Source organism: Pseudomonas sp. Root569 (genome assembly GCF_001427465.1).
Classification (GTDB): Bacteria; Pseudomonadota; Gammaproteobacteria; order Pseudomonadales; family Pseudomonadaceae; genus Aquipseudomonas; species Aquipseudomonas synxantha.
Window position 1 is genome coordinate 120,944 of record NZ_LMGQ01000009.1, and the last position, 26,080, is coordinate 147,023.

At 61.4% G+C, this 26,080-nt stretch carries 27 protein-coding genes; 18 read left to right on the plus strand and 9 right to left on the minus strand.

Annotation, left to right across the window (positions count from 1 at the left end; genetic code table 11):
• Positions 1–3: 3 nt before the first annotated feature.
• On the minus strand, positions 4–1,722 hold the full coding sequence (locus tag ASD70_RS10375) for a C13 family peptidase (RefSeq protein WP_056846371.1): 1,719 nt from the start codon (positions 1,720–1,722) through the stop codon (positions 4–6).
• Positions 1,723–1,827: 105 nt separating this feature from the next.
• Entirely contained in the window at positions 1,828–2,283 is a 456-nt protein-coding gene (locus tag ASD70_RS10380) for a MaoC family dehydratase (RefSeq protein ID WP_046069695.1), read from the minus strand.
• Positions 2,284–2,466: 183 nt separating this feature from the next.
• On the opposite strand from ASD70_RS10380, the gene ASD70_RS10385 reads away from it, so the two are divergent.
• From ASD70_RS10385 to ASD70_RS10400, 4 genes are all read left to right on the plus strand, one after another.
• Positions 2,467–2,820 (plus strand): CidA/LrgA family protein, encoded by a 354-nt coding sequence (locus ASD70_RS10385; RefSeq protein WP_046069694.1) that lies wholly within the window; start codon positions 2,467–2,469, stop codon positions 2,818–2,820.
• Positions 2,817–3,533: an LrgB family protein gene (locus ASD70_RS10390; RefSeq protein WP_056846372.1), complete on the plus strand. Its 717-nt coding sequence runs from the start codon at positions 2,817–2,819 to the stop codon at positions 3,531–3,533. Before ASD70_RS10385 ends, ASD70_RS10390 begins: the two co-directional genes overlap by 4 nt.
• Positions 3,534–3,554: 21 nt before the next feature.
• Positions 3,555–4,145, plus strand: coding sequence for an LON peptidase substrate-binding domain-containing protein (locus ASD70_RS10395; RefSeq protein WP_056846373.1), 591 nt, complete (start codon positions 3,555–3,557; stop codon positions 4,143–4,145).
• Between the two features lie 97 nt (positions 4,146–4,242).
• Entirely contained in the window at positions 4,243–4,458 is a 216-nt protein-coding gene (locus ASD70_RS10400) for a hypothetical protein (protein ID WP_046072587.1), read from the plus strand.
• Here ASD70_RS10400 and ASD70_RS10405 read toward each other — a convergent pair.
• Together ASD70_RS10405 and ASD70_RS10410 are read right to left on the minus strand one after the other, a co-directional pair.
• A complete protein-coding gene (locus ASD70_RS10405; protein WP_046069691.1) occupies positions 4,452–5,768 on the minus strand; it encodes a bifunctional DedA family/phosphatase PAP2 family protein in 1,317 nt (438 codons plus the stop codon). The two genes, ASD70_RS10400 and ASD70_RS10405, sit on opposite strands and share 7 nt — an antisense overlap.
• Before the next feature lie 105 nt (positions 5,769–5,873).
• A complete protein-coding gene (locus ASD70_RS10410; protein ID WP_056846374.1) occupies positions 5,874–6,557 on the minus strand; it encodes a DNA-3-methyladenine glycosylase in 684 nt (227 codons plus the stop codon).
• A 174-nt stretch (positions 6,558–6,731) separates the two neighbouring features.
• Here ASD70_RS10410 and ASD70_RS10415 point away from each other — a divergent pair, with 174 nt between their 5' ends.
• From ASD70_RS10415 to ASD70_RS10475, 13 genes are all read left to right on the plus strand, one after another.
• Positions 6,732–7,997 (plus strand): glutamate-5-semialdehyde dehydrogenase, encoded by a 1,266-nt coding sequence (locus ASD70_RS10415; RefSeq protein WP_046069689.1) that lies wholly within the window; start codon positions 6,732–6,734, stop codon positions 7,995–7,997.
• Positions 7,997–8,641 carry a nicotinate-nucleotide adenylyltransferase gene (gene nadD / locus ASD70_RS10420; RefSeq protein WP_043047989.1) on the plus strand — a complete coding sequence of 215 codons (645 nt, stop codon included), beginning with the start codon at positions 7,997–7,999 and terminating at the stop codon, positions 8,639–8,641. Before ASD70_RS10415 ends, nadD begins: the two co-directional genes overlap by 1 nt.
• 66 nt (positions 8,642–8,707) lie before the next feature.
• Positions 8,708–9,202, plus strand: a complete 495-nt coding sequence (gene rsfS, locus ASD70_RS10425; RefSeq protein ID WP_003176298.1) for a ribosome silencing factor — start codon at positions 8,708–8,710, stop codon at positions 9,200–9,202.
• A gap of 9 nt (positions 9,203–9,211) precedes the next feature.
• The gene (gene rlmH / locus ASD70_RS10430) at positions 9,212–9,679 is read left to right on the plus strand and encodes a 23S rRNA (pseudouridine(1915)-N(3))-methyltransferase RlmH (RefSeq protein WP_003176297.1); all 468 of its coding nucleotides are present in this window, start codon (positions 9,212–9,214) and stop codon (positions 9,677–9,679) included.
• A gap of 15 nt (positions 9,680–9,694) precedes the next feature.
• Positions 9,695–11,593: a penicillin-binding protein 2 gene (gene mrdA / locus ASD70_RS10435; protein ID WP_056846375.1), complete on the plus strand. Its 1,899-nt coding sequence runs from the start codon at positions 9,695–9,697 to the stop codon at positions 11,591–11,593.
• A gap of 31 nt (positions 11,594–11,624) precedes the next feature.
• A complete protein-coding gene (rodA, locus tag ASD70_RS10440; protein ID WP_046072586.1) occupies positions 11,625–12,728 on the plus strand; it encodes a rod shape-determining protein RodA in 1,104 nt (367 codons plus the stop codon).
• 17 nt (positions 12,729–12,745) lie between these two features.
• The gene (gene mltB / locus ASD70_RS10445) at positions 12,746–13,756 is read left to right on the plus strand and encodes a lytic murein transglycosylase B (protein ID WP_046072585.1); all 1,011 of its coding nucleotides are present in this window, start codon (positions 12,746–12,748) and stop codon (positions 13,754–13,756) included.
• A complete protein-coding gene (locus ASD70_RS10450; RefSeq protein WP_056846376.1) occupies positions 13,756–14,760 on the plus strand; it encodes a septal ring lytic transglycosylase RlpA family protein in 1,005 nt (334 codons plus the stop codon). The genes mltB and ASD70_RS10450 overlap by 1 nt, the downstream gene beginning before the upstream one ends.
• A 182-nt stretch (positions 14,761–14,942) precedes the next feature.
• The gene (locus ASD70_RS10455; protein ID WP_046069686.1) at positions 14,943–16,100 is read left to right on the plus strand and encodes a D-alanyl-D-alanine carboxypeptidase family protein; all 1,158 of its coding nucleotides are present in this window, start codon (positions 14,943–14,945) and stop codon (positions 16,098–16,100) included.
• Between the two features lie 85 nt (positions 16,101–16,185).
• On the plus strand, positions 16,186–16,467 hold the full coding sequence (locus tag ASD70_RS10460) for a DUF493 domain-containing protein (RefSeq protein WP_005791752.1): 282 nt from the start codon (positions 16,186–16,188) through the stop codon (positions 16,465–16,467).
• Positions 16,467–17,114, plus strand: a complete 648-nt coding sequence (gene lipB, locus ASD70_RS10465; protein WP_046069685.1) for a lipoyl(octanoyl) transferase LipB — start codon at positions 16,467–16,469, stop codon at positions 17,112–17,114. Before ASD70_RS10460 ends, lipB begins: the two co-directional genes overlap by 1 nt.
• Before the next feature lie 26 nt (positions 17,115–17,140).
• The gene (lipA, locus tag ASD70_RS10470) at positions 17,141–18,142 is read left to right on the plus strand and encodes a lipoyl synthase (protein ID WP_057444888.1); all 1,002 of its coding nucleotides are present in this window, start codon (positions 17,141–17,143) and stop codon (positions 18,140–18,142) included.
• Between the two features lie 150 nt (positions 18,143–18,292).
• On the plus strand, positions 18,293–19,213 hold the full coding sequence (locus ASD70_RS10475) for a S66 peptidase family protein (RefSeq protein ID WP_056846377.1): 921 nt from the start codon (positions 18,293–18,295) through the stop codon (positions 19,211–19,213).
• A gap of 114 nt (positions 19,214–19,327) precedes the next feature.
• Here ASD70_RS10475 and ASD70_RS10480 read toward each other — a convergent pair whose 3' ends face one another.
• From ASD70_RS10480 to leuS, 5 genes are all read right to left on the minus strand, one after another.
• Complete coding sequence (locus ASD70_RS10480; RefSeq protein ID WP_046069683.1) at positions 19,328–20,653, minus strand: lytic murein transglycosylase; 1,326 nt, start codon at positions 20,651–20,653, stop codon at positions 19,328–19,330.
• Positions 20,654–20,715: 62 nt separating this feature from the next.
• Positions 20,716–20,880 carry an alternative ribosome rescue factor ArfA gene (gene arfA / locus ASD70_RS10485; RefSeq protein ID WP_003176285.1) on the minus strand — a complete coding sequence of 55 codons (165 nt, stop codon included), beginning with the start codon at positions 20,878–20,880 and terminating at the stop codon, positions 20,716–20,718.
• Between the two features lie 206 nt (positions 20,881–21,086).
• Positions 21,087–22,124: a DNA polymerase III subunit delta gene (gene holA, locus ASD70_RS10490; protein WP_056846378.1), complete on the minus strand. Its 1,038-nt coding sequence runs from the start codon at positions 22,122–22,124 to the stop codon at positions 21,087–21,089.
• Between the two features lie 39 nt (positions 22,125–22,163).
• On the minus strand, positions 22,164–22,769 hold the full coding sequence (locus tag ASD70_RS10495) for an LPS-assembly lipoprotein LptE (protein ID WP_046069680.1): 606 nt from the start codon (positions 22,767–22,769) through the stop codon (positions 22,164–22,166).
• 89 nt (positions 22,770–22,858) lie between these two features.
• Positions 22,859–25,465, minus strand: a complete 2,607-nt coding sequence (gene leuS, locus ASD70_RS10500; RefSeq protein ID WP_056846379.1) for a leucine--tRNA ligase — start codon at positions 25,463–25,465, stop codon at positions 22,859–22,861.
• A gap of 261 nt (positions 25,466–25,726) precedes the next feature.
• Here leuS and ASD70_RS10505 point away from each other — a divergent pair, with 261 nt between their 5' ends.
• The gene (locus ASD70_RS10505; RefSeq protein ID WP_056846380.1) at positions 25,727–26,044 is read left to right on the plus strand and encodes a hypothetical protein; all 318 of its coding nucleotides are present in this window, start codon (positions 25,727–25,729) and stop codon (positions 26,042–26,044) included.
• The last annotated feature ends 36 nt before the right edge of the window (positions 26,045–26,080 follow it).

Below are 26,080 nucleotides of genomic sequence, written 5' to 3' on the forward strand. Positions count from 1 at the left end.
AGCTTAGTTGCCTTTGGCTTCCTTGCTATTCATTGAGACGCTTTCGAGCGCCTTTCGTGCCTGCTGTTTGCGTAATAATTGCCAGCGGGCGATCACGCCTTTGGGGGCCCAGATCTGCGGTTCGGAGGCTTCGAAATTGTCCGCCTGTTCGCGTTCGGCCACGTGCAGTTGTGCCAGTTTGAAGGCGTGTTGCAAATCATCCGTCTGGTTAAAAGCTTGTGCGAAAAGGGCATCACCGAAGTAGGTGAAGTCCGCTTCTTCCGAGCAGCCAAACGACACGCGGTCTGCACGGGAGGCGGTCATGATCAGGGTGCGTTCATCCTTGAGTGCCGGTATGAAGCCTCCGGAATAGCATGCTGAGATCACGATAATCTTGTCGCGGTTTTTCAGCGGTGCAAGCACCGCGGCCAGCTCATCGGCTGGCAGGTCGGCCAGTTCCATGCGCGGTTGGTCGAGCACCAGTTCGTGTTCGTGTGTGCCATGGCTGGTCATGTAGATGAAGATCAGGTCTTCCGGCCCGGTACGTTCGGCCAAGGTTTGCACGGCGCGTCGCAGGCTTTCGCGGGTGGCCAGCGGGCGGTCGGTAATATGGTCGCGGTGGTTGACCAGGCGCACCTGCCCGCGCGCGCCGAAGCGGGTGGCGAGCATGTTGCTGACGTAATCGGCTTCGCGCAGGAACACGCTTTGCTTGCCGTCGCCCGCCAATGCCAAGGTGTAGAGCTCCACGGCGGAGGTCGATGGTGGCACGGCGGCCAAGACGTCATCGAGCAAGCGGCCTTGGGCCAGCACGCCGGTTTCCAGTGGGTCGGGCAGCAGCTTGCCATCGGCATCGCGCACGCGCAGGCCGTTGACCCAGGTGCCGCCCTGCACGGTGCCGTCGGCGAGGACGAGGGTGCCGCGGCCCTGGTAGTTGTCGCTGTCGAAGCCGCCGATGTAGAAACTGCCATCGGTGAGATTCAGCCGGCCTTCGCCAGTAAAGCGCCAATCGCTGAACTGCCCGACATAGTGGCTGCCATCCACTCCGATCAACTCACCCTGGCCGCTGAGGGCGCCTTCCTTGAACTGGCCGATCCACACGTCGCCGTCGGCGTTTTCGTAGCGGCCTTTGCCGTTGAGCTGGTTCTGCTTGAATTGGCCGACATAGATATCCCCCTCGGCGCTGTTGAAGGTGCCATTGCCTTCCAACTGGCCATCGACGAAGCGGCCACTGAACTGATTGCCGCTGTCGTCATTGCGCTGGCCTTCGCCATTGGGCTTGCCGTGGGCGAACTGGCCCTGGTATTGGCTGCCATCGGCCAGCTCGAGGCGGCCAAGGCCTGCGTACTGGTCGTCCTTGAATTCACCCCGATAGGTCATCTGCCCCTCTTTGAGGGTGCCTTCGCCGTTGCGTCGACCCTTTTTGAACCCCCCGACGTAACTGCTGCCCGCGGTGGTCAGGCTGCCCTGGCCATCAAACAGACCCTGCTGGAACTCGCCTTTATAGACTTCGCCATTACTACCGTGCCATTCGCCCTTGCCGTGCCACTGCCCTTTGTCGAACTGGCCGGCGTACCAACTGCCATTGGGGTAGTCCACGCGGCCCTGGCCTTGCAACAGGCCGTTGACCACGTCACCCCGGTAGCGACCGCCATCGGGCAGGCGCGCATCGGGCGGCAACAGCGATTCGCCGTCTCCGCAAGCGGTGAGCAACAGGGCAAAGGCGAGGGGAACGAGTGGGCGCATAGCGGGATCCGGATAATTGAGCGCCGAGTATGCCGCAGCCGCAGGATTCATACATAAATTTACATACACTGTGGCAAGGTTTATCGCCTCACCACAGTCCGGGCCTTATACGAAGCAGAGCGACAACGACTCGGCAATGTAGGCGGGCTTCTCCTGGCCTTCGATTTCCAGGGTGGCGGTGGCCTTGAACAGCCATTGGCCCGGTTTTTTCTCGGTGACATCGGTGAGGGTGACGTTCAGGCGCACCTTGGAATCAACCTTCACCGGCTGGATAAAACGCACGCTGTCCAGGCCGTAGTTGACTGCCATCTTCAGGCCTTCGGGCATGATCAGGATGTCTTCCATCAGCTTGGGCATCAGCGACAGCGACAGGAAACCATGGGCGATGGTGCTGCCGAATGGGGTCTCGGCGGCCCTGACCGGGTCGACGTGGATGAACTGATGATCGCCGGTGGCTTCTGCGAACAGGTTGATACGCGCCTGGTCGATGGTGAGCCATTCGGAACGTCCCAGTTCCTTGCCGACATAATCTTTGAGCTGCGCTACAGGTACATAGGGCATTGCATCTCTCCTGGGTTCATCGTTTTTATCCGCCCGAGAATGGGGGCTTTTTATGGGTTACAGAGAACCAATGTAGATCATCATGGGCACCCCGCCTGGTCAACCCACCATGCTTTTGGCGAATGCCGGGGCATAGAGTGGGCATGCTTATAATGCGGGCGAGCTTTGAAGGGGAGAGAGCGAATGCTGTTACGTGGCCTGACCTGGCTGGTGCTGTTCCAATTGATCGGCACAGCGATCAATCATTTACTGTTGCCGGTGCTGCCGGGGCCGATTGTGGGCCTGTTGCTGATGCTGGGTTTCCTGGTCTGGCGCGGTGAAGTCGGCGAGCCCCTGAGCCTGGCGGCCAGCAGCCTGTTGCGTTATCTGCCGCTGCTGCTGGTGCCCCCGGCCGTGGGCGTGATGGTATACGCCAAGGACATCGCCGCCGACTTCTGGGCCATCGTCGGTGCGCTGGTATTGTCGCTGGTGATCGCCATGGGCTTTATCGGCGTATTGATGCAGCAAATGGTCAAGCGCAAGGAGCGGGGGCAGTGATCTTTGACTGGCAGGGTGCCTGGACGGCCGTCATTCACCACCCGCTGTTCGGCATCGGCATCACCCTGGGCGCCTATCAACTGGTGCTGGCGGGGTTCGAGAATACCCGTTGGGTCTTCCTGCAGCCGGTGCTGGTGTCCATGCTGCTGGTGATCGGCGTGCTGCTCACCTGTGGCCTGAGCTATGCCGAATACCGCAAGAGCACCGAGATCATGGGCATCCTGCTCGGGCCTGCAACAGTGGCCCTGGCGGTGCCGCTTTATCTCAACCTGCGACGGATTCGCCAATTGTTCTGGCCGATTTTTACTACGCTGGTGATAGGTGGGGTGTTGGCCACTGGTTTGTGTGTGTGGCTGGGGTGGTGGTTCGGAGCCGAACATATGGTGCTGATGACCATGGCGCCCAAGTCGGTGACGTCGCCGATCGCCATGCTGGTCGCCGAGCAGATTGGTGGCGTTGCGGCCTTGGCGGCGGTGTTTGTGCTGATCACTGGGGTGGTCGGTGCGATGATCGGCCCGGCGTACCTGACACGCCTGGGCGTACACAGCCCCGAAGCGCGCGGCATGGCGCTGGGTATGACTGCCCACGCCGTCGGCACCTCGGTGGCTCTGCAGGAAAGCGAAGAGTGTGGCGCCTTCGCGGCGCTGGCGATGAGCCTGATGGGCGTGGCCACGGCAGTGTTCCTGCCGCTGGCAGTATCGGTAATTGTTTAATCCAGGTTTAAGGAAACCTTTATGAGTCTGGCGCTGTTCCCGCTCAACACTGTGCTGTTCCCTGGCTGCACCCTCGATTTGCAACTGTTCGAGGCTCGCTACCTGGACATGATCAGCCGCTGCATGAAAAAGGGCGAAAGCTTCGGCGTGGTGTGCATCCTCGACGGCAAGGAAGTCGGCATGGCGCCGGAGGGCTACGCGTTGATTGGCTGTGAGGCGCTGATTCGCGACTTCAAGCAACAGGAAAACGGCCTGCTGGGGATTCGTGTCGAAGGCGGTCGGCGTTTCCGTGTGCGTGATGCCAGCGTGCAGAAAGACCAACTGCTGGTGGCCGACGTGCAATGGATGGAAGAGCTGCCGGACCGGCCGCTTGAAGAGGAGGACGCCGACTTGCTTGCGTTGCTCCAGGCCCTGGCCGAGCACCCGATGGTCGCCTCTCTGGACATGGGCGGCCACGCAGAGGGGCAGCAAGCTCTGGGCAATCAGCTGGCTTATCTATTGCCGTTCACCGAGGCCGACAAGGTCGACCTGCTGCAATTCGACGACCCGCAGCAACGCCTGGATGCGATTCAAATGTTGCTGGATGAGCTGCAGGGCGAACTGTTCACCTGATTCAGATTTATCTGACGGAGCTTTCAGAGTTTGCTCGGCCATCTCAGCTGCGCCGCCTGCAATATTTTCCGATCACACTAATTGATCGGGGATGACCATGATTCGTCTGACACCATCGGAGCAAGTTGCCTGGGACGCGTACTTTGTCAGCGTGACCACACAATTGCTCCAGCAGGATGCAACGCGGGGCCCGGAGTACATCGCCGAGCGCGCCGCTGAAATTGCCGATGAAATGCTACTGGAGCGGCGCGAACGTTGTGTTGAGCGCCGCAGCGCTTCGGTGGACTGGATCGGCCCGGCCAAGGGTCAATAGGCGTACCTGAGCAGTGCGTGGGGCGTGCCGGTAAAAGCGATAAAGCCGAGTACGGCCACCACGGCCGGCAACACCAGCCACCAGGCTTTTTGCGACATCGCAGGCAATGGGCTGCGGTGTTCGCTGACGGTGAGGCTGAACGCGCACACGGTCATCGCCAGCAACGTGCCGGCCAGGATATCCGTGGGCCAATGGGCGCCCAGGTAAACCCGCGACAGGGCAATGAAGGCCGCGGGAATACAACCCAGCAACATCCAGGTCAGGCGTAGACGTGTGGGTTGGCCACGGCCGGCCAGCACCGCAAGCGCCAGGAAGAATGCAAAGGCGCCGGAGGCATGGCCGCTGGGCATGCTGAAGCTGGTCAACGGGTCTGTGAGGATTTCCGGGCGCCCACGGGCGAAAAACAGCTTGGTGCCGGTGTTGATCACCGCCGCGCCGGCGAGCGTGGCGCCGACAAACAGAGCGTGGCGCCATTGCCGTGCCAGTAGCAGCAAGCCGGTGAACACTGCGCTTGCGACAAACATCTTCCTGAACTCACCCAGTTGGGTGACCCGCACCATGACCTCGTCCAGCCAAGGGCTGCGATGCTCCTGCACCAGTGCGCTCAGGCCCTGATCGAAGTCGTTGAGGTGGGGGTAGCCGATAAACAGCGCAATCAACAAGACCAGGCTGGCGCAACCGATCCACAAGGTGGCGCGACGATGGCCGCGCCAGCTGCTGTTCAAGCTCAGCCCCAGCAGGACCGCCAGGCAGGCTGTGATAACTGCCGCCTCCGGCCAGAAACCCTCCGGCAGCGGCAGGCGGAACGCGGCGCCGGCGGCCCAGCCCGGCATCAGGTAAGCCACCGACCAGCCCGCTGCGGCAATAATGCTCACGGCGGCGAAGCGCGGGAAGGGCATGTCGCACATGCCAGCGACCATTGGCAGCATGGGGCGCAGCGGGCCGATGAACCGTCCGACCAATAGGCTGGCGATACCGTATTTGTGAAAGTAGGTTTCCGCGCCATTCATCCACTCAGGATGGTGACGAAGGCCAGGCAGGCGCCGGATGTTCTGATGGAAATGTCGGCCGAGGTAGTAGGAAACCCCATCGCCCAATAAACCGCCGAGGAAGCCCAGCAAAAGCGTTTCACTTAAGGACAGCGCGCCGCTGCCGGCCAGCGCGGCAATCGCGAACAGCAATACCGTGCCCGGCACGATCAGCCCGGCGATGGCCAGGCATTCCACGCACGCCACGATAAACACCGCCGCTGCCAGCCATTGCGGGTTCAGGGTCAGCCAGCCGGTAATGCTATCGAGCCATTGGCCCATACAATCCACTCCATCTCTGTAATGCATATGCTGAAACGCTGATGATCAACTGTGGGAGGGAGCAAGCCCCCTCCCACATTGGATGTGTTGCGTGGGTCCACCTGTTCAAATCAAGAAATAATCGCGGCCTTCGACCTGCCCCCGGCGCAGCGGGTTCCGCGTGCAATAAAGCGCATAACCAGCATCTACGAAGCGGTACATCAGGTGTTCATCGCGCCCGCTGGGGATGCCCAGCCGCGTGGTCTGGATAATCTGCGTAGGTACCTGGCCAACGTCCTCGACATACAGCAGCTCCTGGTCAAAGCGCTTGGCGTCCCACATCGGCACCTTCAGGCCCAGCGCCTTGCACAGCAAGGTCTGGCCGGCACAGAGTTTTTGCGTCGGGCGAGGGCTGCCATCGGCGTTCGGGTTGTTCAGCAGCATCTGGGCCAGGCTGGCCGGGCCGGAGATTTCATCGACCCATGGGTAGGCCGATTTGATCAATACGGCATTGCCCGGGCCATGGGCACTGAAGTTCAATGAATCGCCGCCACGGGCGTAGTACATATAGATATGGCCACCGTCCAGAAACAAAGCCTTACGCTTTTCTGTGTAGCCGAGGGAGGCGTGGCTGCCTTTTTCGGCCACGTAATAGGCTTCGGTTTCAATAATTCGCGCCGAGAGCCAGATATCACCGACGCGATGGCGAATGACTTTGCCGAGTAATTCTCGCGCAAGCAGTTGCGCATCGCGGTCGAAGAAGCAGTCGGGCAGGGCGCTGGCGGGGAGCAGAGGGGTAAAACCGGACATGGCGTTCAGGGTTATTACGGCTAAATGTGACCGAATAATAACAACTCCCAGCTTAATTACGCCTGAACCGCAGGTTTTTACAGTTCATTTCGACCATCCGCCCCTCACCGCTGTCAGTCGTGCTGCGTCACAGCTATAATCTGCCGCTTTCCTCTTTGCCAAGACTCCCTGACCATGACTGAGTCCGTTCTTGACTACATGACCCGCCTGGGTCGCGCTGCCCGTCAGGCTTCGCGGTTGATCGCCCGTGCGAGCACCGCGCAGAAGAACCGTGCGCTGCTGGCGGCTGCCGATGCTCTGGATGCCTCGCGCTCCGAGTTGACCGCCGCCAACGAGCTGGACCTGGCCAACGGCCGTGCCAATGGCCTGGAACCGGCTCTGCTGGATCGCCTGGCGCTGACCCCGGCACGTATCGACGACATGATCGAAGGCCTGCGTCAGGTGGCCAAGCTGCCTGACCCCATCGGTGAAATCCGCGATATGCGCTACCTGCCATCCGGTATCCAGGTCGGCAAGATGCGCGTGCCTCTGGGCGTGATCGGCATCATCTATGAGTCGCGTCCGAACGTGACCATCGACGCCGCGAGCCTGTGCCTCAAGTCCGGCAACGCTACCATCCTGCGTGGCGGTTCCGAGGCGATCAATTCCAACCGCGCCATCGCCGCCTGCATCCAGCAAGGCCTGGCCGTGGCCGAATTGCCGGCCGAAGTGGTGCAAGTGGTGGAAACCACCGACCGCGCCGCCGTTGGTGCGTTGATCACCATGCCGGAGTTCGTCGACGTGATCGTTCCCCGGGGTGGCAAGAGCCTGATCGAGCGCGTCAGCCGCGATGCCAAGGTGCCGGTGATCAAGCATCTGGACGGTGTGTGCCACGTCTATATCGACATCGCCGCTGACCTCGACAAGGCGATTCGCATCGCCGACAACGCCAAGACCCACCGCTATGCCCCGTGCAACACCATGGAAACCCTGCTGGTGCACGCCGGCATTGCCGAGCGCGTGCTGCCGCCGCTGGCTGCCATCTACCGCGACAAGGGCGTGGAGCTGCGCGGTTGCGAGCGTACCCGGGCGTTGCTCGGCGCGGGCGTGATCGAGGCGAGCGAGCAGGACTGGTACACCGAGTACACGGCGCCGATCCTGTCGATCCGTATCGTCGATGACCTGGACCAGGCCATCGAACACATCAACAAGTACGGCTCCAAGCACACCGACGCTATCGTTTCCGAGCATTTCAGCGATGCCCGGCGTTTCCTCAACGAAGTGGATTCCGCTTCGGTGATGGTCAACGCCTCGACGCGGTTTGCCGACGGTTTCGAGTACGGCCTGGGGGCGGAGATCGGTATCTCCACCGACAAGCTCCACGCGCGCGGCCCGGTTGGCCTCGAAGGCTTGACCAGCGAGAAGTACGTGGTGTTCGGTGACGGTCACGTGCGCAGTTGATGGCTAAACGCATTGGGCTGCTCGGTGGTACTTTCGACCCCGTGCACATCGGCCACCTGCGCAGTGCCCTGGAAGTCGCGGATGCCCTTGCGCTGGACGAGGTGCGGCTGCTGCCCAATTTCCGGCCGCCGCATCGTGATACGCCGCAAGTGTCGGCGCAACAGCGCTTGGAAATGGTGCGCCTTGCGGTAGAGGGCATAGCGCCGCTGGTGGTGGACGATCGCGAACTCAAGCGCGATAAACCGTCCTACACTGTCGACACCCTGGAATTGATGCGCGCCGAGTTGGCCGCGGATGACCAGTTATTTCTGCTTTTGGGCTGGGACGCATTTTGCGGCCTGCCCTCTTGGCACCGCTGGGAGGAACTCCTCCAGCATTGCCACATCCTGGTTTTGCAACGCCCGGATGCCGACAGCGAACCGCCGGATGCTTTGCGCAACCTGCTGGCCGCGCGGTCGGTAAGTGACCCCTTGGCCCTGACCGGGCCGAACGGGAATATTGCATTCGTCTGGCAGACCCCGCTTGCGGTGTCCGCCACCCAGATCCGTCAACTGCTGGCCAGCGGGAAGTCGGTACGTTTCCTGGTGCCTGACGCGGTCCTGGCCTACATCGATGCGCACGGGCTTTACCGTGCGTCGAACTGAAAAGGCGCGCTTGAACGCACGAGTTGTGCAGCAAGCGCCCGAACATACGAGCAAAACGAGTTTTATATGACGAACAAAGACGTAAGCAAAGTTAAGCGCAAAGGCACCTTCAAAAGCGCGCCGCTGCCGGTTGAAGCCCACGTTGGCCCGGAACTGGCTGGCGAAGAGCTGGTGAAAGTCGCCGTGGCCGCCCTGGAAGACGTTAAAGCCCAGGACATCCAGGTGCTCGACGTACGCGACAAGCAAAGCATCACCGACTTCATGATCATCGCTACCGGTACTTCCAACCGCCAGATCGGCGCGATGCTGGACAAGGTTCGCGAAGCCGTCAAAGCCCAAGGCGTCAAGCCACTGGGTGAAGAAGGCAAGGGCGACAGCGACTGGGTGCTGCTGGACATGGACGACGTGATCGTTCATATGATGACCTCCAACGCCCGCCAGTTCTACGACCTGGAGCGTCTGTGGAAAGGCGCTGAGCAGAGCCGTGCCGCCGATGGCAAGCACCACAGCCCGGAAGTGGGCCACGCGCACTTCGACAAGCTCAACAAAGATCAGGAATAAGGAACGGCTGTGCGCCTGCGTCTGATCGCTGTCGGTTCACGCATGCCCAAGTGGGTGGAAGAAGGCTGGCACGAGTATGCCAAGCGTCTGCCCGCTGAGCTGTCGCTTGAGCTGGTGGAAATACCGCTCAATACCCGGGGCAAGAATGCCGACGTGGCGCGCTTTATCCGTCAGGAAGGCGAAGCCATGCTGGCCAAGGTCGGCCCCAACGAGCGCATCGTCACCCTCGAGGTGCACGGCAAGCCTTGGAGCACCGAGCAGTTGGCGGTGGAATTGGACCGCTGGCGCCTGGATTCGCGTACGGTCAATTTCATGGTGGGTGGCCCGGAAGGTCTGGCGCCGGAAGTCTGCGCCCGCGCTGATCAGCGTTGGTCGCTGTCGGCCCTGACATTGCCGCACCCGTTGGTAAGGATCCTGATCGGTGAACAGCTGTATCGCGCCTGGACAGTCCTGTCCGGGCACCCTTATCACAAATAGTCTGCGCCGCCCCCGATGACCCAGCCGATCCGCATCAAGGACCACGAGAAAGACGCACGTCTGGTACGCGCGCGGGTGGTGTTCGGTGCCATCCTGGTGGTGGCGTTGATGGGCGTGCTGATTGCGCGGCTGTATTTCCTCCAGGTGATCCAGTACGACTATCACTCCACGCTGTCGGAAAACAACCGTGTGCATGTGCAGCCGATTCCACCGACCCGCGGGCTGATCTTCGACCGCAATGGCGTGGTGGTCGCGGATAACCGCCCCAGCTTCAGCCTGAGCATGACCCGCGAGCGTTCAGGCGACTGGCAGCAGGTGCTCGATGTGATCGTCGAGGTACTGCAACTGACGCCGGAAGACCGGGTGATCTTCGAGAAACGCATGAAGCAGGGGCGCCGGCCGTTCGAGCCGGTGCCGATCCTGTTCGAGCTGACCGAAGAGCAGATCGCCCGCATTGCGGTGAACCAGTTCCGCCTGCCTGGTGTGGAAGTGGTGGCACAGTTGGTGCGCCACTATCCACAAGGCCCGCACTTTGCCCACTCGGTCGGCTACATGGGGCGGATCAACGAGAAAGAGCTCAAAACCCTCGATCCGGTCAATTACAGCGGCACCCATCATATCGGCAAGACCGGCATCGAGCGTTTCTACGAGCCCGAACTGCACGGCCAGGTGGGTTACGAAGAAGTCGAGACCAATGCCCGTGGCCGTGTATTGCGCGTGCTCAAGCGCACCGACCCGATCCCGGGCAAGGACATCGTGCTGAGCCTGGACATCAAGCTGCAGGAAGCGGCCGAGATGGCCCTGGGTGGCCGGCGTGGTGCGGTCGTGGCCCTGGACCCGAAGACCGGCGAAGTATTGGCGATGGTCAGCCAGCCGAGTTTCGACCCTAACCTGTTCGTCACCGGGATCAGTTTCAAGGCCTATGCCGAGCTGCGCGATTCCATTGACCGGCCGCTGTTCAACCGGGTACTGCGCGGCCTGTATCCGCCAGGTTCGACCATCAAGCCGGCGGTGGCGATTGCCGGCCTGGATTCCGGCGTGGTCACGGCCTCCAGCCGCGTCTATGACCCCGGCTACTACATGCTGCCCAACTACGACCACAAATACCGTAACTGGAACCGCTCCGGTGACGGCTATGTCGACCTGGACACCGCGATCATGCGCTCCAACGACACCTACTTCTACGACCTGGCCCATAAGCTTGGGATTGATCGCCTGTCTGCCTACATGGGCAAGTTCGGCCTCGGTCAGAAAGTCTCCCTGGACATGTTCGAAGAATCTCCCGGCCTGATGCCGTCGCGTGAGTGGAAGCGTGCGACCCGCCGCCAGGCATGGTTCCCGGGTGAAACCCTGATCCTCGGGATCGGCCAGGGCTATATGCAGGCTACGCCGCTGCAACTGGCCCAGGCCACGGCACTGGTGGCGAACAAGGGCATCTGGAACCGTCCGCACCTGGCCAAAACCATCGAAGGCGAAAAGCCAGTGGATGAAGACCCGATCCCCGACATTGTGCTGCGCGACCCGTCCGACTGGGCCAAGGTCAACCATGGTATGCAGCAAGTGATGCACGGCGCCCGTGGCACCGCACGCAAGGCGGCGGCCGGCGCGCAATACCGCATCGCCGGCAAGAGTGGTACGGCCCAGGTGGTCGCGATCAAGCAGGGCGAGAAATATGACCGCTCCAAGGTTCAGGAGCGCCACCGCGACCACGCTTTGTTTGTCGGCTTTGCCCCGGCCGAGGACCCGAAGATCGTGGTGGCGGTGATGGTCGAAAACGGTGAGTCCGGCTCCGGCGTCGCCGCACCTGTGGTGCGCCAGATCATGGACGCCTGGCTGCTGGCCGCCGATGGCAAGCTCAAGCCCGAATATGGCGGCCCCCCTTCAAGTCCCGAGGTTACGGCCCGTGAAGAGTAATTTTGACCGCATCCTCTCCAGCGAGGACGTGATGCGTCGCCGTGCGACGTTGCTGCAACGCATGCACATTGATGGGCCGTTGCTGATCCTCCTGCTGACCCTGGCGGCCGGTAGCCTGTTCGTGTTGTATTCGGCCAGTGGCAAGAACTGGGACCTGCTGATCAAGCAAGCGTCCTCGTTCGGCCTGGGCCTGTTGTCGATGGTGGTGATCGCCCAGCTTGAGCCGCGCTTCATGGCACGCTGGGTGCCCCTGGGTTATGTCGCCGGCGTGCTGCTGCTGGTGGTGGTGGATGTCATGGGCCACAACGCCATGGGCGCGACGCGCTGGATCAACGTCCCGGGGGTGATCCGCTTCCAGCCGTCGGAATTCATGAAGATCCTGATGCCGGCCACCATTGCCTGGTACCTGTCCAAGCGCACCTTGCCGCCACAGCTCAAGCATGTGGGCATCAGCCTGATCCTGATCGGCGTGCCCTTCATTCTTATCGTGCGCCAGCCGGACCTCGGCACCTCGTTGCTGATTCTCGCCGGCGGCGCATTCGTGCTGTTCATGGGCGGCTTGCGCTGGCGCTGGATCCTCAGCGTGCTGGCCGCGGCCATCCCCGTGGCCGTGGCCATGTGGTTCTTCTTTATGCACGACTACCAGAAACAACGGATCCTGACTTTCCTTGACCCGGAGAGCGACCCGTTGGGCACCGGCTGGAACATCATCCAGTCCAAGGCGGCCATCGGTTCCGGCGGAGTATTTGGTAAGGGCTGGTTACTGGGCACCCAGTCCCACCTGGACTTCTTGCCCGAGAGCCACACCGACTTCATCATTGCGGTGATGGGCGAAGAGTTCGGCCTGGTAGGCATTTGCGCATTGTTGCTGATCTATCTGCTGTTGATTGGTCGTGGCCTGGTGATCACTGCCCAGGCACAGACGCTGTTCGGCAAATTGCTTGCCGGCAGCCTGACCATGACTTTTTTTGTTTACGTTTTCGTCAACATCGGTATGGTCAGTGGCCTGCTGCCGGTGGTTGGGGTGCCGTTGCCATTCATTAGCTACGGCGGAACTTCGCTGGTGACATTGATGTCAGCGTTTGGGGTTTTGATGTCGATTCATACGCATCGCAAATGGATCGCACAGGTTTGAATAAGGTGAAGATGTCAATGCAAGTAATGCGCGGCTGGGCGACTCGGCATGCGACCTGTGTGGGCCTGATTGGGCTCCTGGGCGCAACGCAAGAGGCGCAGGCCGGTGACTACGATGGTTCACCCCAGGTCGCCGAATTTGTCGGTGAGTTGACCCGCGACTACGGTTTTGCCGGTGAGCAACTGATGGGCGTGTTCCGCGAAGCCCAGAAGAAGCAGGCGATTCTCGACGCCATTTCCCGCCCCGCCGAGCGCGTGAAGCAGTGGAAGGAATATCGCCCGATGTTCCTCACCGACGCCCGCGTAGCCCGGGGCGTCGACTTCTGGCGCCAGCACGAGGCGGTGCTGGCCCGCGCCGAGCAGGAATACGGTGTACCGGCCCAGGTCATCGTCTCGATCATCGGCATCGAAACCTTCTACGGGCGCAATACCGGCAGTTACCGGGTGATCGACGCCTTATCGACCCTGGGCTTCGATTACCCGCCCCGCGCCGAATTCTTCCGCAAGGAACTGCGTGAATTCCTGTTGCTGGCCCGCGAAGAGCAGGTCGACCCGCTGACCCTCAAGGGCTCCTACGCGGGTGCGATGGGTTTGCCGCAGTTCATGCCGAGCAGCTTTCGCGCCTATGCGGTGGATTTCGACGGTGACGGGCATATCAACATCTGGAGCAACCCCGACGATGCCATTGGCAGCGTAGCCAGCTACTTCAAGCACCACGGCTGGGTAGCCGGTGAGCCGGTGGTAATTCGCGCCGATGTCAGCGGTGAGCGCGCCGATGAGGGCCTGACCCAGGGTATCGAGCCGGTCAAGACCGTCGGGGAGTTGCGAGCGCTGGGCTGGTCGAGTCAGAATGCGCCACGCGATGACATGCCGGTGACGGCATTCCGCCTGGAAGGCGCAAACGGCCCGGAATACTGGATGGGCCTGAAGAATTTCTACGCAATCACGCGTTATAACCGCAGTGTGATGTACGCCATGGCCGTACATCAGCTGTCAGACGAGCTGGTCAAAGCACGGGGCAACAAGTAATGCGGGTATCGCCGTTCAAAAAACCGCTCAAGCTGGTGGCGTTCACCGCGTTGTGCCTGCTGGTCGCCAGTTGCTCAACCAGCCCTAACCGTGCGCCTGCCAAGAAGGCCGGCGGTGCGGTGGTCCGCGCCCAACCGGGCCTGGACATCAACCGCGCGCACAAAGACGGCGCGCCGTGGTGGGATGTGGATGTGTCGAAAATCCCGGATGCCACGCCGACCCTGCACACCGGCCCCTACAAGGCCAACCCCTATACCGTGCTGGGCAAGAATTACTTCCCGCTGCAGGAATCCAAGACCTACGTGCAATCGGGTACCGCGTCCTGGTACGGCACCAAGTTCCATGGGCAGAACACCGCCAATGGCGAAGTGTATGACCTGTATGGCATGAGCGCGGCCCACAAGACCTTGCCGCTGCCCAGCTATGTGCGTGTAACCAACCTGGACAACAACCGCACGGTGATCCTGCGGGTCAACGACCGTGGGCCGTTCTATTCGGACCGGATTATCGATTTGTCCTACGCTGCGGCCAAGAAGCTTGGCTACGCCGAAACCGGCACTGCGCGGGTGAAAGTCGAGGGCATCGACCCGGCGCAGTATTGGGCCCAGCGTGGCAAGCCGGCGCCGTTGATGCTTAACGAACCGGCAACCCCCCAACCGCAAGTGACGGCATCGACCGGCAAGATCGAGCAGTGGACGCCGCCGCCGGCGCAACATGCTCCGGATACCGTCGTCGTCCCTCACGCAGCACCGGGCGCCTCGATGGCGGGCGGGCAATACCTGCAGGTCGGCGCTTTCGCCAACCCGGATGCGGCAGAACTGTTAAGGTCCAAGCTCAGCGGCATGGTCAGCGCGCCAGTCTTTATCAGCTCCATCGTGCGTAACCAGCAAACCTTGCACCGTGTACGCATGGGCCCGATCGGCTCGCCGAGCGAGGTAGCCCAAGTGCAGAACAGCGTACGCCTGGCTAACCTGGGGCAACCCAGCGTGGTCACCGCAGAATAAGCAGTATTGGTTTGATGGCTCAGGCGCGCATGCGCGCTCGAGCCCAGGTTGTTGGCTCGTGAACAATAAAAACCCAGGGGCAAGGGGTGAGCGGGCAACCGAATACGTGACAGCCTGGAAGCGGGCTGTCTGAATAGTTTTGCCCGCGAGGGCAAGTTTCCATAAGCAATTTCGAGAGACGGATGAACATCACCACCTTAGCCAAACGCACGTGCCTGCTTATCTCGCTGATCATCACCCCGGCCGCCTGGGCGGTTGAAATGGTGCCGGCCTCCCCGCAACTGGCCGCCAAGTCCTGGGTCCTCATGGATGCCGCCAGTGGCAACGTGCTGGTCGAGAGCAATGGTGACCAGCGCCTGCCGCCGGCGAGCCTGACCAAGCTGATGACTGCCTACATCGCGACCCTGGAAATCCGTCGCGGCCAGATCGGCGAAAACGATCCGGTCACCGTCAGCGAAAACGCCTGGCGCACCGGCGGTTCGCGGATGTTCATCAAGGTGGGTTCGCAAGTCACCGTGAGCGACCTGCTGCACGGCATCATCATCCAGTCCGGTAACGACGCCAGTGTCGCCCTGGCCGAGCATATCGCCGGCAGCGAAGACGCCTTTGCCGACATGATGAACAAGACGGCCGGCGACCTGGGCATGACCAACAGCCACTTCATGAACCCGACTGGCCTGCCGAACCCTGAGCACTACTCGTCGGCTCACGACATGGCGCTGCTGGCGCGCGCAATCATCCGTGTCGACCCGGTGCACTATGCGATCTACTCCCAGAAGGAATTCTTCTGGAACAACATCAAGCAGCCTAACCGCAACCTGTTGCTGTGGCGCGACAAGACCGTCGACGGTCTGAAAACCGGCCATACCGACGAAGCCGGCTACTGCATGGTGTCGTCCGCCGTACGTGATGGCCAGCGCCTGATCGCCGTGGTATTCGGCACCAACAGCGAGCAGGCCCGTGCGGCCGAGACGCAGAAACTGCTGACCTACGGCTTCCGCTTCTTCGAAACCCAGACCTTCTATCAGAAGGGTGCCGAGCTTGCGACCGCGCCGGTATGGAAAGGCGCCACCTCCCAAGTCAAGGCCGGCCTGGCCGACGACCTGACCCTGACCATGCCTAAGGGCCAGCTGAAAAAGCTCGCTGCCAGCATGACCCTGAACCCGCAATTGGTTGCGCCAATCGCCAAGGGCGATGTGATCGGTAAAGTCGAAGTCAAGCTGGAAGACAAGGTGGTGCACAGCGCCGACCTGATCGCACTGGACGCGGTCGACGAAGGTGGTATCTTCCGCCGCGTATGGGATAGCATCCGTCTATTCTTCTACGGCTTGTTCAACTGATTGTGTGCACCTGCAAAGCCCCGCGTTGATCCAGCGCGGGGCTTTGCCCGTCGCCACGGCTTAGCGCTTACGAGGCTGTTCTGCCATGACCGATAAAGACGTAGAAGTAAAGGCGCCAAAGATCGAATTCCCGGTGACGGATTATCCCGTCAAGGTGATCAGCGATACCGGCGTGGGCCGCAAGGACAAGATTCTCGAGATCGTCAGGAAGCATGCGACGATCAACGACAACCGCGTGGACGAGCGTCAAAGCTCCACCGGCAAGTACACCACGATCCAGTTGCACATCGTTGCCACCGATCAAGACCAGCTCTACAACATCAACAGCGAACTTCGGGCCACCGGCTTCGTGCACATGGTGCTGTGATGTCAGAAGTCCTGGGCTTTCGCGAGCTCGGCCGGATGGCCTACGAGCCGGTCTGGCATGCCATGCAGCGCTTTACCAACGAGCGCGGCACCTCGGCCCCGGATGAAATCTGGCTGGTGGAACATCCACCCGTATTCACCCAGGGCCAGGCCGGCAAGGCAGAGCATCTGCTACTTCCGGGTGATATTCCGGTGGTGCAGGTCGACCGAGGGGGTCAAGTGACTTACCATGGGCCCGGTCAGCTTGTCGCTTATCTATTGCTGGACGTGCGCAAGCTGGGGTTTGGCGTGCGCGACCTGGTCAGCCGCATGGAGGCTTGCCTGATTGAGCTGTTGGCCAGTTATGGCGTGAGCGCCGCAGCCAAGCCCGATGCCCCCGGTGTGTATGTGGATGGCGCGAAGATCGCCTCCCTGGGCTTGCGGATTCGCCATGGTTGTTCCTTTCATGGCCTGGCCCTGAACGTGGACATGGACCTGGCGCCGTTCCAGCGCATCAACCCGTGCGGTTACGCCGGGCTGGCGATGACACAGCTGAGTGACCACGCCACACCGATTAAATTTGCCGAGGTTAGTGCCCGGCTGCGTGCGCAGCTCGTCAAACACCTCGACTATGCTGAGCAGACGACCCTCACGGGCGGAATCGACTGATTATGACTACTGATGCAGTGCAAACCATGATCCCGACGCTGGACATCACCGAGCGTCCAGCCCCGGCCCCGCGTGCCAAGGTGGAAGCCGGCGTCAAGCTGCGCGGCGCCGAGAAGGTTGCACGCATCCCGGTCAAGATCATCCCGACCACCGAACTGCCGAAGAAACCCGACTGGATCCGCGTGCGCATCCCGGTATCGCCGGAAGTCGACCGTATCAAGGCGCTGCTGCGCAAGCACAAGCTGCACAGCGTGTGCGAAGAAGCGTCCTGCCCGAACCTGGGCGAATGCTTCTCCGGCGGCACCGCCACCTTCATGATCATGGGCGACATCTGCACCCGTCGTTGCCCGTTCTGCGACGTCGGCCACGGCCGTCCGAAGCCTCTGGACGTCAACGAACCGGAAAGCCTGGCCATCGCCATCGCTGACCTGAAACTCAAGTATGTGGTGATCACCTCGGTTGACCGTGACGACCTGCGTGACGGCGGTGCCCAGCACTTTGCCGACTGCATCCGCGAAATCCGCAAGTTGTCGCCGAATGTGATGCTCGAAACCCTGGTGCCGGACTACCGTGGGCGTATGGACGTCGCGCTGGAAATCACCGCCGCCGAGCCGCCGGATGTGTTCAACCACAACCTGGAAACCGTGCCGCGCCTGTACAAGGCTGCGCGTCCGGGTTCGGACTACCAGTGGTCGCTGACCCTGCTGCAGAAATTCAAGCAGATGATGCCGCACATTCCGACCAAGTCCGGCTTGATGCTCGGCCTGGGCGAAACCGACGAAGAAGTCATCGAAGTCATGAAGCGCATGCGCGAGCATGACATCGACATGCTTACCCTTGGCCAGTACCTGCAACCGTCCCGCAGCCACTTGCCAGTGCAGCGTTTCGTGCACCCGGACACCTTCGCCTGGTTCGCCGAGGAAGGTTACAAGATGGGCTTCAAGAACGTGGCGTCCGGCCCGTTGGTGCGTTCTTCGTACCATGCCGATGAGCAGGCCAAGCTGGTCAAGGCGAGCCTGGTTTCCTGATAGAGGCCTTTGCAACACCGCAAGTCCAATGTGGGAGGGGGCTTGCCCCCGATAGCGGTGTATCAGTTCTTCATGAATTGACTGTCACACCGCCATCGGGGGCAAGCCCCCTCCCACATTTCGTTCCGCGTTGACTAGGGAGAGTTGTATATGACGCCAGCCGTTCCAGCCCTTCGTTCTGAAGGCACCATCGCCCTGATCGCCCCCGCCGGCCCTGCTGCACTGGACGTTGAAAAAGCCGGGCAATGGATGCGTGCCCGTGGCTACGACCTGCGCATTTATCCCGGTGTATACGAACGCGACGGCTACCTGGCCGGCAGCGATGCAGTGCGCCTGCGCGACCTGCACGCCGCCTTCGCCAACCCCGACATCGATGCCATCCTTTGCCTGCGCGGCGGCTACGGCACGCCGCGCTTGCTCGACGCGCTGGACTTCGACCTGCTGCGCGCCAACCCCAAGCCATTCGTGGGCTACAGCGATATCACCGCCTTGCACCTGGCAATCAACCGTTATGCCGGTTTTGTAACGTTCCACGGGCCGATGCTCAATGCCGACCTGCTTGGCGGCAAGCAACAACCCACCGAATCCTCATTGCTCAGCCTGCTGCGTGGTCAACTGGGCGCCGGCAGCGTGCTTGCGCACCCTGCGGCCTATCCATTGACCACGATCGAACCAGGCATTGCCTGTGGGCGCTTGCTGGGCGGTAATCTGTCGATGATTGCCGCAATAATGGGCACGCCGTATGAGATAGACGCCGAAGGCATCATCCTGTTTATCGAGGACGTCAACGAGCCGCTTTATCGTATCGACCGCCTGCTGACTCACCTGCGCCTGGCGGGCAAGCTGGCTCAGGTTGCCGGTGTGCTGGTAGGGGACGTGGCGGGTGTGGATAACGTCGCGCTGGAGCGGTTGCTCAAGCAGACCTTCGAACCGCTGTGCATTCCGGTGCTGGCAGGCTGGCGCAGTGGTCATTGCGACCCGAACCTGACGTTGCCGATGGGCGCTTTGGTGCGCCTGGATGCGGGGGAGCAGCAGTTGGTGCTGGAGCAGGGCGTAGTGTTCAACCACTGAGTTTTTTACAGTCTGCTAAACCGCAATCGGGGGCAAGCCCCCCCACATTTTTGGAATGCATTCCAGGTGTGGGAGGGGGCTTGCCCCCGATTACGGTAGTCGCCATAAGTCAATCTACCGGCCTTGCAGGGATTCCAGCAACTTCACCGTCGGATACCCATCCGCCGGCCAGCCCAATGCCTGCTGCGCCGCACGAATCGCCTTGCGCGTATTGGCGCCGATAATCCCGTCCGGGTTGCCCGCGTCATAACCCTTGGCGCTGAGGGCCGTCTGCAGATCCATACGCTGGGAACGACTCAGCGGCAGTTCATCCTTTGGCCAACTGCCACGAATCACACCGCCGCCGCCAAATCGCTCCGACAACAGGCCAACCGCCAGCGCATAGGATGACGAATTGTTGTACTTGAGGATCGCGCGGAAGTTATCCAGTACCAGGAATGCCGGGCCGCGGTAACCGGCTGGCAGCAGCAACGCGGCGGACAACTGATCGACATTGGCCGGCAGGCTCACGCCTGGCGGCAGTTGGATCCCCAGTTGCAGCCATTGCGCAACAGTTTTGCGTATGCCCCCATCGGCCAGGCTGTAGTCGAAGCCCGACGGCAGTGGCTGCACCTCAACCCCCCAAGGCTGGCCTTTCTGCCAGCCGGAGCTCTGCAGGTAATGCGCAGTGGAGGCGAGGGCGTCGGACGGGCTGTTCCAGATATCACGGCGACCGTCACCGTCGAAGTCCACGGCGTGGGTGTTATAGGTGGTCGGGATAAACTGGGTTTGGCCCATTGCACCGGCCCACGAGCCTTTCATCTGGTCGGCCTGAATATCGCCATGCTGGATGATCTGCAGTGCTGCCAGCAGTTGCGCCTGGGCAAAGGCAGGGCGACGGCCTTCGTAGGCCAGGGTGGCGAGGGAGCGGATCACCGAGTTGTTGCCCTGGAACGCGCCGAAGTTGCTCTCCATGCCCCACACCGAGACCAGCGCCTGGCGGTCGACACCATAGCGCTGCTCAATGCTTTGCAGGATATCGGCGTACTTGACCAACAGCGCTTGGCCATTACGCACGCGCACCGGTGACAGGGCGCCGTCGAGGTATTCCCACACTGGGCGGGAAAACTCCGGCTGGCTGCGATCGGCGCGGATCACCGCCATATCGGGCGTGACGCCGGCAAAGGCGTTATCGAAAACGTCGGCTGTGATCCCGGCCTGCAGGGCTTGCGCACGAAAGCCTGCCTGCCATTCGGCGAAGGTCTGGGTCGGTTGGATGTCGAGGTTGTCCACTGCCAGCGGGGCAACCACGGCTGGCGCGATGGCCGGTGCGGTCTGGAGCTTGGGCAGGGGTTGCGCATCCGCGGCGGTAGGTTTTTCCGCGCAGGCGACGAGCAGAATGAGGCTGGAGGCAGCGATCAATTGGCGAAGGTGCCAACGACGAGAAAGACTAGAGGGCATGCACAGGTCCAGGGGGTTACAAATCAGGTATAGACCTTATCATGCCAGAGGGGCGCTTGCCTTCAGGCAGCCAGAAAGTAAGAAGCCTCCCAGCTATTAGACTGGAAGGCTTCGCGGCGGTAGCTGCCTTTGCCCTTGCCGGCGCGTTCCTGGCGGCTGCGGAACAAGGGCTGGGCGATGATGGATTTGGCCTTGTTGGGGCCATGCTTGGATGGCTTTTTGCTCATGATGGTTCTCTGGCTAGGGTGTGGAATGGAGCGGTGCAAATCATCTGCCGAAGTTGCCCGGCTGTAAAGCCTGACGACATGTAGGAAAGGTACGCGGTCAAATGTGGGAGGGGGCTTGCTCCCGATCGCGGTGTGTCAGCCACTGAAAATGTCGACTGATGCACTGCAATCGGGAGCAAGCCCCCTCCCACAATTGGATCGGTGGGTTATTCAGCGGGCAGGGTGAGGCGCTGGCCGGCCATCAACAGCGACAAACGGCTCAGGCTCATCCACGGTGAGCCGGCGGCCTGGCCCTTGATCTGGGCGTCGATGCGCTGGGCTTCCAGCAACAGTTGTGCCCAGCGTTGCGCCGAGTGCCGTTGCAGGGCTTTGCTCATCAGCGGTTTGCGCTTGTCCCACACCGGAGGCCTGGCCTGGCTGAAACATTTGTCCAGGGGGGTGCCCTGGCTGTATTGCAGGGCGATGTTCGCCAGTACCCGTAACTCCCGAGCCAGGGCCCAGAGAATCACGGGCGGTTCCACCCCTTCGCCACGCAGGCCTTCGAGCATACGCAGGGCGTGGGCGGGCTCGCCGTTGAGAATCGCATCCACCAGGCCGAACACATCGAAGCGAGCGCTATCGGCGACCGCGCCTTGTACGGTTTCGACAGTGATCTGCCCATCTTCGGCCATCAGCTTGAGCTTTTCGATCTCCTGGGCGGCGGCAAGCAGGTTGCCCTCGACCCGGGCGGCGATCAACTCCACGGCATCTTGTGTCGCCGCCAGACCCGACTGTGACAGGCGCTGACGAATCCACTGCGGCAACTGGTTGCTGTCCACTGGCCAGATCTGGACGAACTGGGTTTGCGGACCTTCTACCAGCGCCTTGCCCCACTTGGTCTTCTGGGCGCTGCCGTCAAGCTTGGGCAGGCTGACCAGCAAGATCGTGTCTTCGGCAGGGCGCGAGCAGTATTCCATCAATGCCGCCGCGCCTTTGTCGCCCGGCTTGCCCGAAGGCAGGCGCAGTTCCAGCAGGCGTTTTTCGGCAAACAACGACATGCTGGCGCCGGCCTGCAGCAATGTACCCCAGTCGAAACTGGCGTCGGCGCTGAAGACCTGGCGTTCGTCGAAGCCTTGCTGACGTGCGGCGGCGCGGATCGCGTCGGCCGCTTCCTGGCACAGCAGCGGGTCATCGCCGCTGACGATATAGACAGGCGCGAGGCCACCTTGCAGGTGCTTGGCGAGTTGGGCAGGGGCAAGTTTCATAGGCGGGTCGAACGGGGCGCCAGGGGCGCCCCGCCTGGCTTACTCGACTGGGACTTCAACAGGCGATTGTTTCGGCGTGTTGTCTTCATACTCTTGCGCGGCTTTCAGGGCATCGGCATCAGCCTTGGCCTTGTTGTCGGCGGTTTGCTGCAGGGCGGCGAGCTTTTCCGGGGTCAGCATTTGCAGGCGCGTCATCATGCGCTGGATCAGCTCGCGACGCATTTCCTTGCGCACCTGGAGGGTCTCGGAGTCTGAACCCACCAGGTTGTTGCCGTCGTGGCTGACAACCTTCTGCACCTGGATCTTGTCACCCATCAGCGGCAAGTTATCGCGGCCTTGTACTTCGAAGTAGAGCGCAGTGTTCAACTCGACGTCGGATGCACGGCCGGCACTGGCGTAGCTGATATTGCGCTGGGTTTCTTTTTCATCCGTCAGGATCAGTTTGTAGGTCGCGCCGTTATACACGTGCACACCGCTGTTTTCCAGGGTCTGGCGCAGCTGGGTCACGGTGTCGCCATAGGCGTTGCGGGCGCTGACGTCGAGTTCCTTGAGCGACAGCTCATTGGTACCGGTGCCACGCAGCTGGAAGCCGCAAGCGCTCAATAGCACGGCAAGGCCCATAACCAGCAGATTGCGTTTGATCATTTTGTTGCTCCCCTTGAAACCATGTGGGCCGTATCGAGGCCCTAAAGGTTTAGTTCGGCGCAGGGCCCAAGCCCCGCGCCCGATCCGATTTAGCTGGCGACGATGTTGACCAGTTTACCGGGCACCACGATCACTTTGCGGATCGTCAGGCCTTCGGTAAAGCGCAGCACGTTTTCGTTGATGCGTGCGGCGGCTTCCACGTCCTCACGACTGGCGCTGGCCGGCATGTCGATCTGGCCGCGCAGTTTACCGTTGACCTGGATGACCAGTTGCAACGTGTCCTGTACCAGGGCGCTGTCATCCTGCACTGGCCAGGCGGCATCGATTACGGCGCCGCTGTGGCCCAGACGGCTCCACAGTTCATGGCTGATGTGCGGCGTGATCGGCGCGAGCAACAGAGTAACTGTTTCCAGACCTTCCTGGATCAGCGCGCGGTCAAGTTCTGTAGCCTGCGGGGCTTTTTCCAGCACGTTCATCAGCGTCATCACCTGGGCGATGGCGGTGTTGAACTTGTGGTTCTGCCCTACGTCCTGGCTGGCCTGGCGGATGGCCAGGTGCGTGCTGCGACGAATGGCTTTCTGCTCGTCGTTCAAGGCTGCGACGTCCAGCTTGCCCGGCAAGCCCTGGCTGACATGGGCGTGGGCCAGGCGCCAGACGCGCTTGAGGAAACGGTGCGAACCTTCGACGCCGGAGTCGGACCATTCGGCGCTCATGTCAGGCGGCGAGGCGAACATCATGAACAGGCGGCAGGTGTCGGCGCCGAACTGGTCGATCATCGACTGCGGGTCGACACCGTTGTTCTTCGACTTGGCCATCTTCTCGGTGCCACCGATTTCCACCGGCAGACCGTCGGATTTCAGCTTGGCACTGATCACTTTGGCCTTGCTGTCACGCTCGAGCTCGACATCCGCCGGGTTGAACCAGGTGTAGGCACCATTGGCTTCACGGCGGTAGTAGGTCTCGGCGATCACCATGCCTTGGGTCAGCAGGTTCTTGAACGGCTCATTGGAGCTCACCAAGCCTTCGTCGCGCATCAGCTTGTGGAAGAAGCGCGCATAGAGCAGGTGGAGAATGGCGTGTTCGATGCCGCCGATGTACTGGTCCACTGGCAACCAATGGTCGGCTGCGGATTTTTCCACCAGGCCGCCTTCATAGTGCGGCGAGGCGTAGCGGGCGTAGTACCACGAGGACTCGACGAAGGTGTCCATGGTGTCGGTTTCACGCTTGGCCGGCGCGCCGCATTTCGGGCAGCTGCACTCGTAGAACTCCGGCATGCGCGCCAACGGCGAGCCGGCGCCATCTGGCACGACATCTTCCGGCAGCACAACCGGCAGCTGGTTCTCCGGTACGGGCACGTCACCACAGCTCTCGCAGTGGATGATCGGGATCGGGCAGCCCCAGTAGCGCTGGCGGCTGATGCCCCAGTCGCGCAGGCGGAACTGGGTGCGCGAGGCGCCGAGATTCTTCTTGATCAGCGCGACTTCGATGGCGTCGAAGGCGCCTTGGAAATCCAGGCCGTCGAACTCGCCGGAATTGATCAGGGTGCCGTGCTCGCCGTAGGCGTCCTGCCATGGTGCAGGGTTGGTGTCGCCCGAGCTGGTGCGCACCACGGACTTGATCGGCAGGTTGTACTTGGTGGCGAATTCGAAATCGCGCTCATCGTGGGCCGGCACCGCCATGACGGCGCCGTCGCCGTAGTGCATCAGCACGTAGTTGGCGACCCAGACCGGCAGTTTGTCGCCCGTCAGCGGGTGCTCGACGAACAATCCGGTCGGCAGGCCTTTTTTCTCCTGGGTGGCGACGTCTGCTTCGGCCACGCTGCCGCCTTTGCATTCGGCGATGAACGCCTGCAGCTCGGGGTTGTTCTGTGCTGCCTGGGTGGCCAGCGGGTGTTCGGCGGCCACTGCGACGTAGGTCGCGCCCATCAGGGTATCCGGACGAGTTGTGAAGACCTTGAGTGCACCGGCTTCGCCGATGGAATCGACGTTGTACGGGAACTGTACTTCCATGCCCTTGGATTTGCCGATCCAGTTGCGTTGCATGGTCTTGACCTGTTCAGGCCAGCCCGGCAAGTCATCGAGGCTCGACAAGAGTTCATCGGCGTAGGCGGTGATCTTGAAGTAGTACATCGGGATTTCGCGCTTTTCGATCAGCGCGCCGGAGCGCCAGCCGCGACCGTCTATGACCTGCTCGTTGGCCAGTACGGTCTGGTCGATCGGGTCCCAGTTCACGGTGCCGCTCTTTTTGTAGATCACGCCTTTTTCGAACAGGCGAGTGAATAGCCATTGTTCCCAGCGGTAGTAGTCCGGCTTGCAGGTGGTCACTTCGCGGGACCAGTCCACCGCCAGGCCCAGGCTGCGCAGCTGGGTCTTCATGTAGGCGATGTTTTCGTAGGTCCACTTGGCGGGGGCCACGTTGTTTTTCATCGCGGCGTTTTCCGCCGGCATGCCGAAGGCGTCCCAACCCATGGGTTGCAGGACGTTCTTGCCGAGCATGCGCTGGTAGCGGGAAATCACGTCGCCGATGGTGTAGTTACGCACGTGCCCCATGTGTAGCTTGCCGCTGGGGTAAGGGAACATCGACAGGCAGTAGTAAGTCTCCTTGCCTGGCTGTTCACTGACTTCAAAGGACTTCTGCTCGTCCCAGAACGTTTGGGCGGCATTTTCTATTTCACGGGGCTGATATTGTTCGTGCATGGCTACTTTTGAACTGGATAGGGGTGGCCTAATCCTCTTCGGTGCACTGTCCGGGTTGTTCGACACCAAGAAGCGGCGCGTCCGTGCCCAAACCCTGCGGGAAGTGGAGTTACAGGAAGCGCCGTAGCATACATGACCCCACTCTATCGAGGGAAACCCTGATTGCGCGGCAAGGGCCGTCTGTCGCGGCAGCGGGCAGGTGCAGCAACGGGGGCTACGCTGTTTAGTGGGGAGCAAGTATTTCTTCAATGAGGTGAGGGGATGGTTGAATCGCAGCGAACTTTAACGAAACCGCAGTTGTATGAGGGATTGATCGACCGTTTGGGTCGGGCATTGGATGCCGCAAGAACCGCAGGCCGATTGCGTGATGAACGGCCTCTGGAGCTGGAGTTGCGAGGCTTGAGCCAGGCTGAACTTGAACTGATCAAGAACTACCTGGAGTTGAATCACCACCGCGCCTCTCATGGACAGGCCTCCCCGCCTATCCAAGAGCCTCCTCGTTCGGCCAAGGTTGTCTGGCTGAAGGATCTGGCGGCCGGTCGCGGGCCGGAAAAAACCCGGTCCGTGCGGCGCAAGTGAAGCACAGCGTCATGCGTTAACTTTCTCGAAACAGGC

What these genes read in the sequence shown, in the direction of transcription:
- ASD70_RS10455 (WP_046069686.1), top strand. Translation starts at nt 14,943, where the DNA reads ATGAACATCACCACCTTAGCCAAACGCACGTGCCTGCTTATCTCGCTG.
- mltB (WP_046072585.1), top strand. Translation starts at nt 12,746, where the DNA reads ATGCAAGTAATGCGCGGCTGGGCGACTCGGCATGCGACCTGTGTGGGC.
- leuS (WP_056846379.1), bottom strand. Translation starts at nt 25,465, where the DNA reads ATGCACGAACAATATCAGCCCCGTGAAATAGAAAATGCCGCCCAAACG.
- holA (WP_056846378.1), bottom strand. Translation starts at nt 22,124, where the DNA reads ATGAAACTTGCCCCTGCCCAACTCGCCAAGCACCTGCAAGGTGGCCTC.
- ASD70_RS10415 (WP_046069689.1), top strand. Translation starts at nt 6,732, where the DNA reads ATGACTGAGTCCGTTCTTGACTACATGACCCGCCTGGGTCGCGCTGCC.
- ASD70_RS10460 (WP_005791752.1), top strand. Translation starts at nt 16,186, where the DNA reads ATGACCGATAAAGACGTAGAAGTAAAGGCGCCAAAGATCGAATTCCCG.
- ASD70_RS10375 (WP_056846371.1), bottom strand. Translation starts at nt 1,722, where the DNA reads ATGCGCCCACTCGTTCCCCTCGCCTTTGCCCTGTTGCTCACCGCTTGC.
- ASD70_RS10505 (WP_056846380.1), top strand. Translation starts at nt 25,727, where the DNA reads ATGGTTGAATCGCAGCGAACTTTAACGAAACCGCAGTTGTATGAGGGA.
- rsfS (WP_003176298.1), top strand. Translation starts at nt 8,708, where the DNA reads ATGACGAACAAAGACGTAAGCAAAGTTAAGCGCAAAGGCACCTTCAAA.
- ASD70_RS10495 (WP_046069680.1), bottom strand. Translation starts at nt 22,769, where the DNA reads ATGATCAAACGCAATCTGCTGGTTATGGGCCTTGCCGTGCTATTGAGC.
- ASD70_RS10380 (WP_046069695.1), bottom strand. Translation starts at nt 2,283, where the DNA reads ATGCCCTATGTACCTGTAGCGCAGCTCAAAGATTATGTCGGCAAGGAA.
- ASD70_RS10410 (WP_056846374.1), bottom strand. Translation starts at nt 6,557, where the DNA reads ATGTCCGGTTTTACCCCTCTGCTCCCCGCCAGCGCCCTGCCCGACTGC.
- arfA (WP_003176285.1), bottom strand. Translation starts at nt 20,880, where the DNA reads ATGAGCAAAAAGCCATCCAAGCATGGCCCCAACAAGGCCAAATCCATC.
- ASD70_RS10385 (WP_046069694.1), top strand. Translation starts at nt 2,467, where the DNA reads ATGCTGTTACGTGGCCTGACCTGGCTGGTGCTGTTCCAATTGATCGGC.
- lipA (WP_057444888.1), top strand. Translation starts at nt 17,141, where the DNA reads ATGATCCCGACGCTGGACATCACCGAGCGTCCAGCCCCGGCCCCGCGT.
- rodA (WP_046072586.1), top strand. Translation starts at nt 11,625, where the DNA reads ATGCGTCGCCGTGCGACGTTGCTGCAACGCATGCACATTGATGGGCCG.
- ASD70_RS10395 (WP_056846373.1), top strand. Translation starts at nt 3,555, where the DNA reads ATGAGTCTGGCGCTGTTCCCGCTCAACACTGTGCTGTTCCCTGGCTGC.
- ASD70_RS10475 (WP_056846377.1), top strand. Translation starts at nt 18,293, where the DNA reads ATGACGCCAGCCGTTCCAGCCCTTCGTTCTGAAGGCACCATCGCCCTG.
- ASD70_RS10405 (WP_046069691.1), bottom strand. Translation starts at nt 5,768, where the DNA reads ATGGGCCAATGGCTCGATAGCATTACCGGCTGGCTGACCCTGAACCCG.
- lipB (WP_046069685.1), top strand. Translation starts at nt 16,467, where the DNA reads ATGTCAGAAGTCCTGGGCTTTCGCGAGCTCGGCCGGATGGCCTACGAG.
- ASD70_RS10480 (WP_046069683.1), bottom strand. Translation starts at nt 20,653, where the DNA reads ATGCCCTCTAGTCTTTCTCGTCGTTGGCACCTTCGCCAATTGATCGCT.
- nadD (WP_043047989.1), top strand. Translation starts at nt 7,997, where the DNA reads ATGGCTAAACGCATTGGGCTGCTCGGTGGTACTTTCGACCCCGTGCAC.
- ASD70_RS10400 (WP_046072587.1), top strand. Translation starts at nt 4,243, where the DNA reads ATGATTCGTCTGACACCATCGGAGCAAGTTGCCTGGGACGCGTACTTT.
- mrdA (WP_056846375.1), top strand. Translation starts at nt 9,695, where the DNA reads ATGACCCAGCCGATCCGCATCAAGGACCACGAGAAAGACGCACGTCTG.
- ASD70_RS10450 (WP_056846376.1), top strand. Translation starts at nt 13,756, where the DNA reads ATGCGGGTATCGCCGTTCAAAAAACCGCTCAAGCTGGTGGCGTTCACC.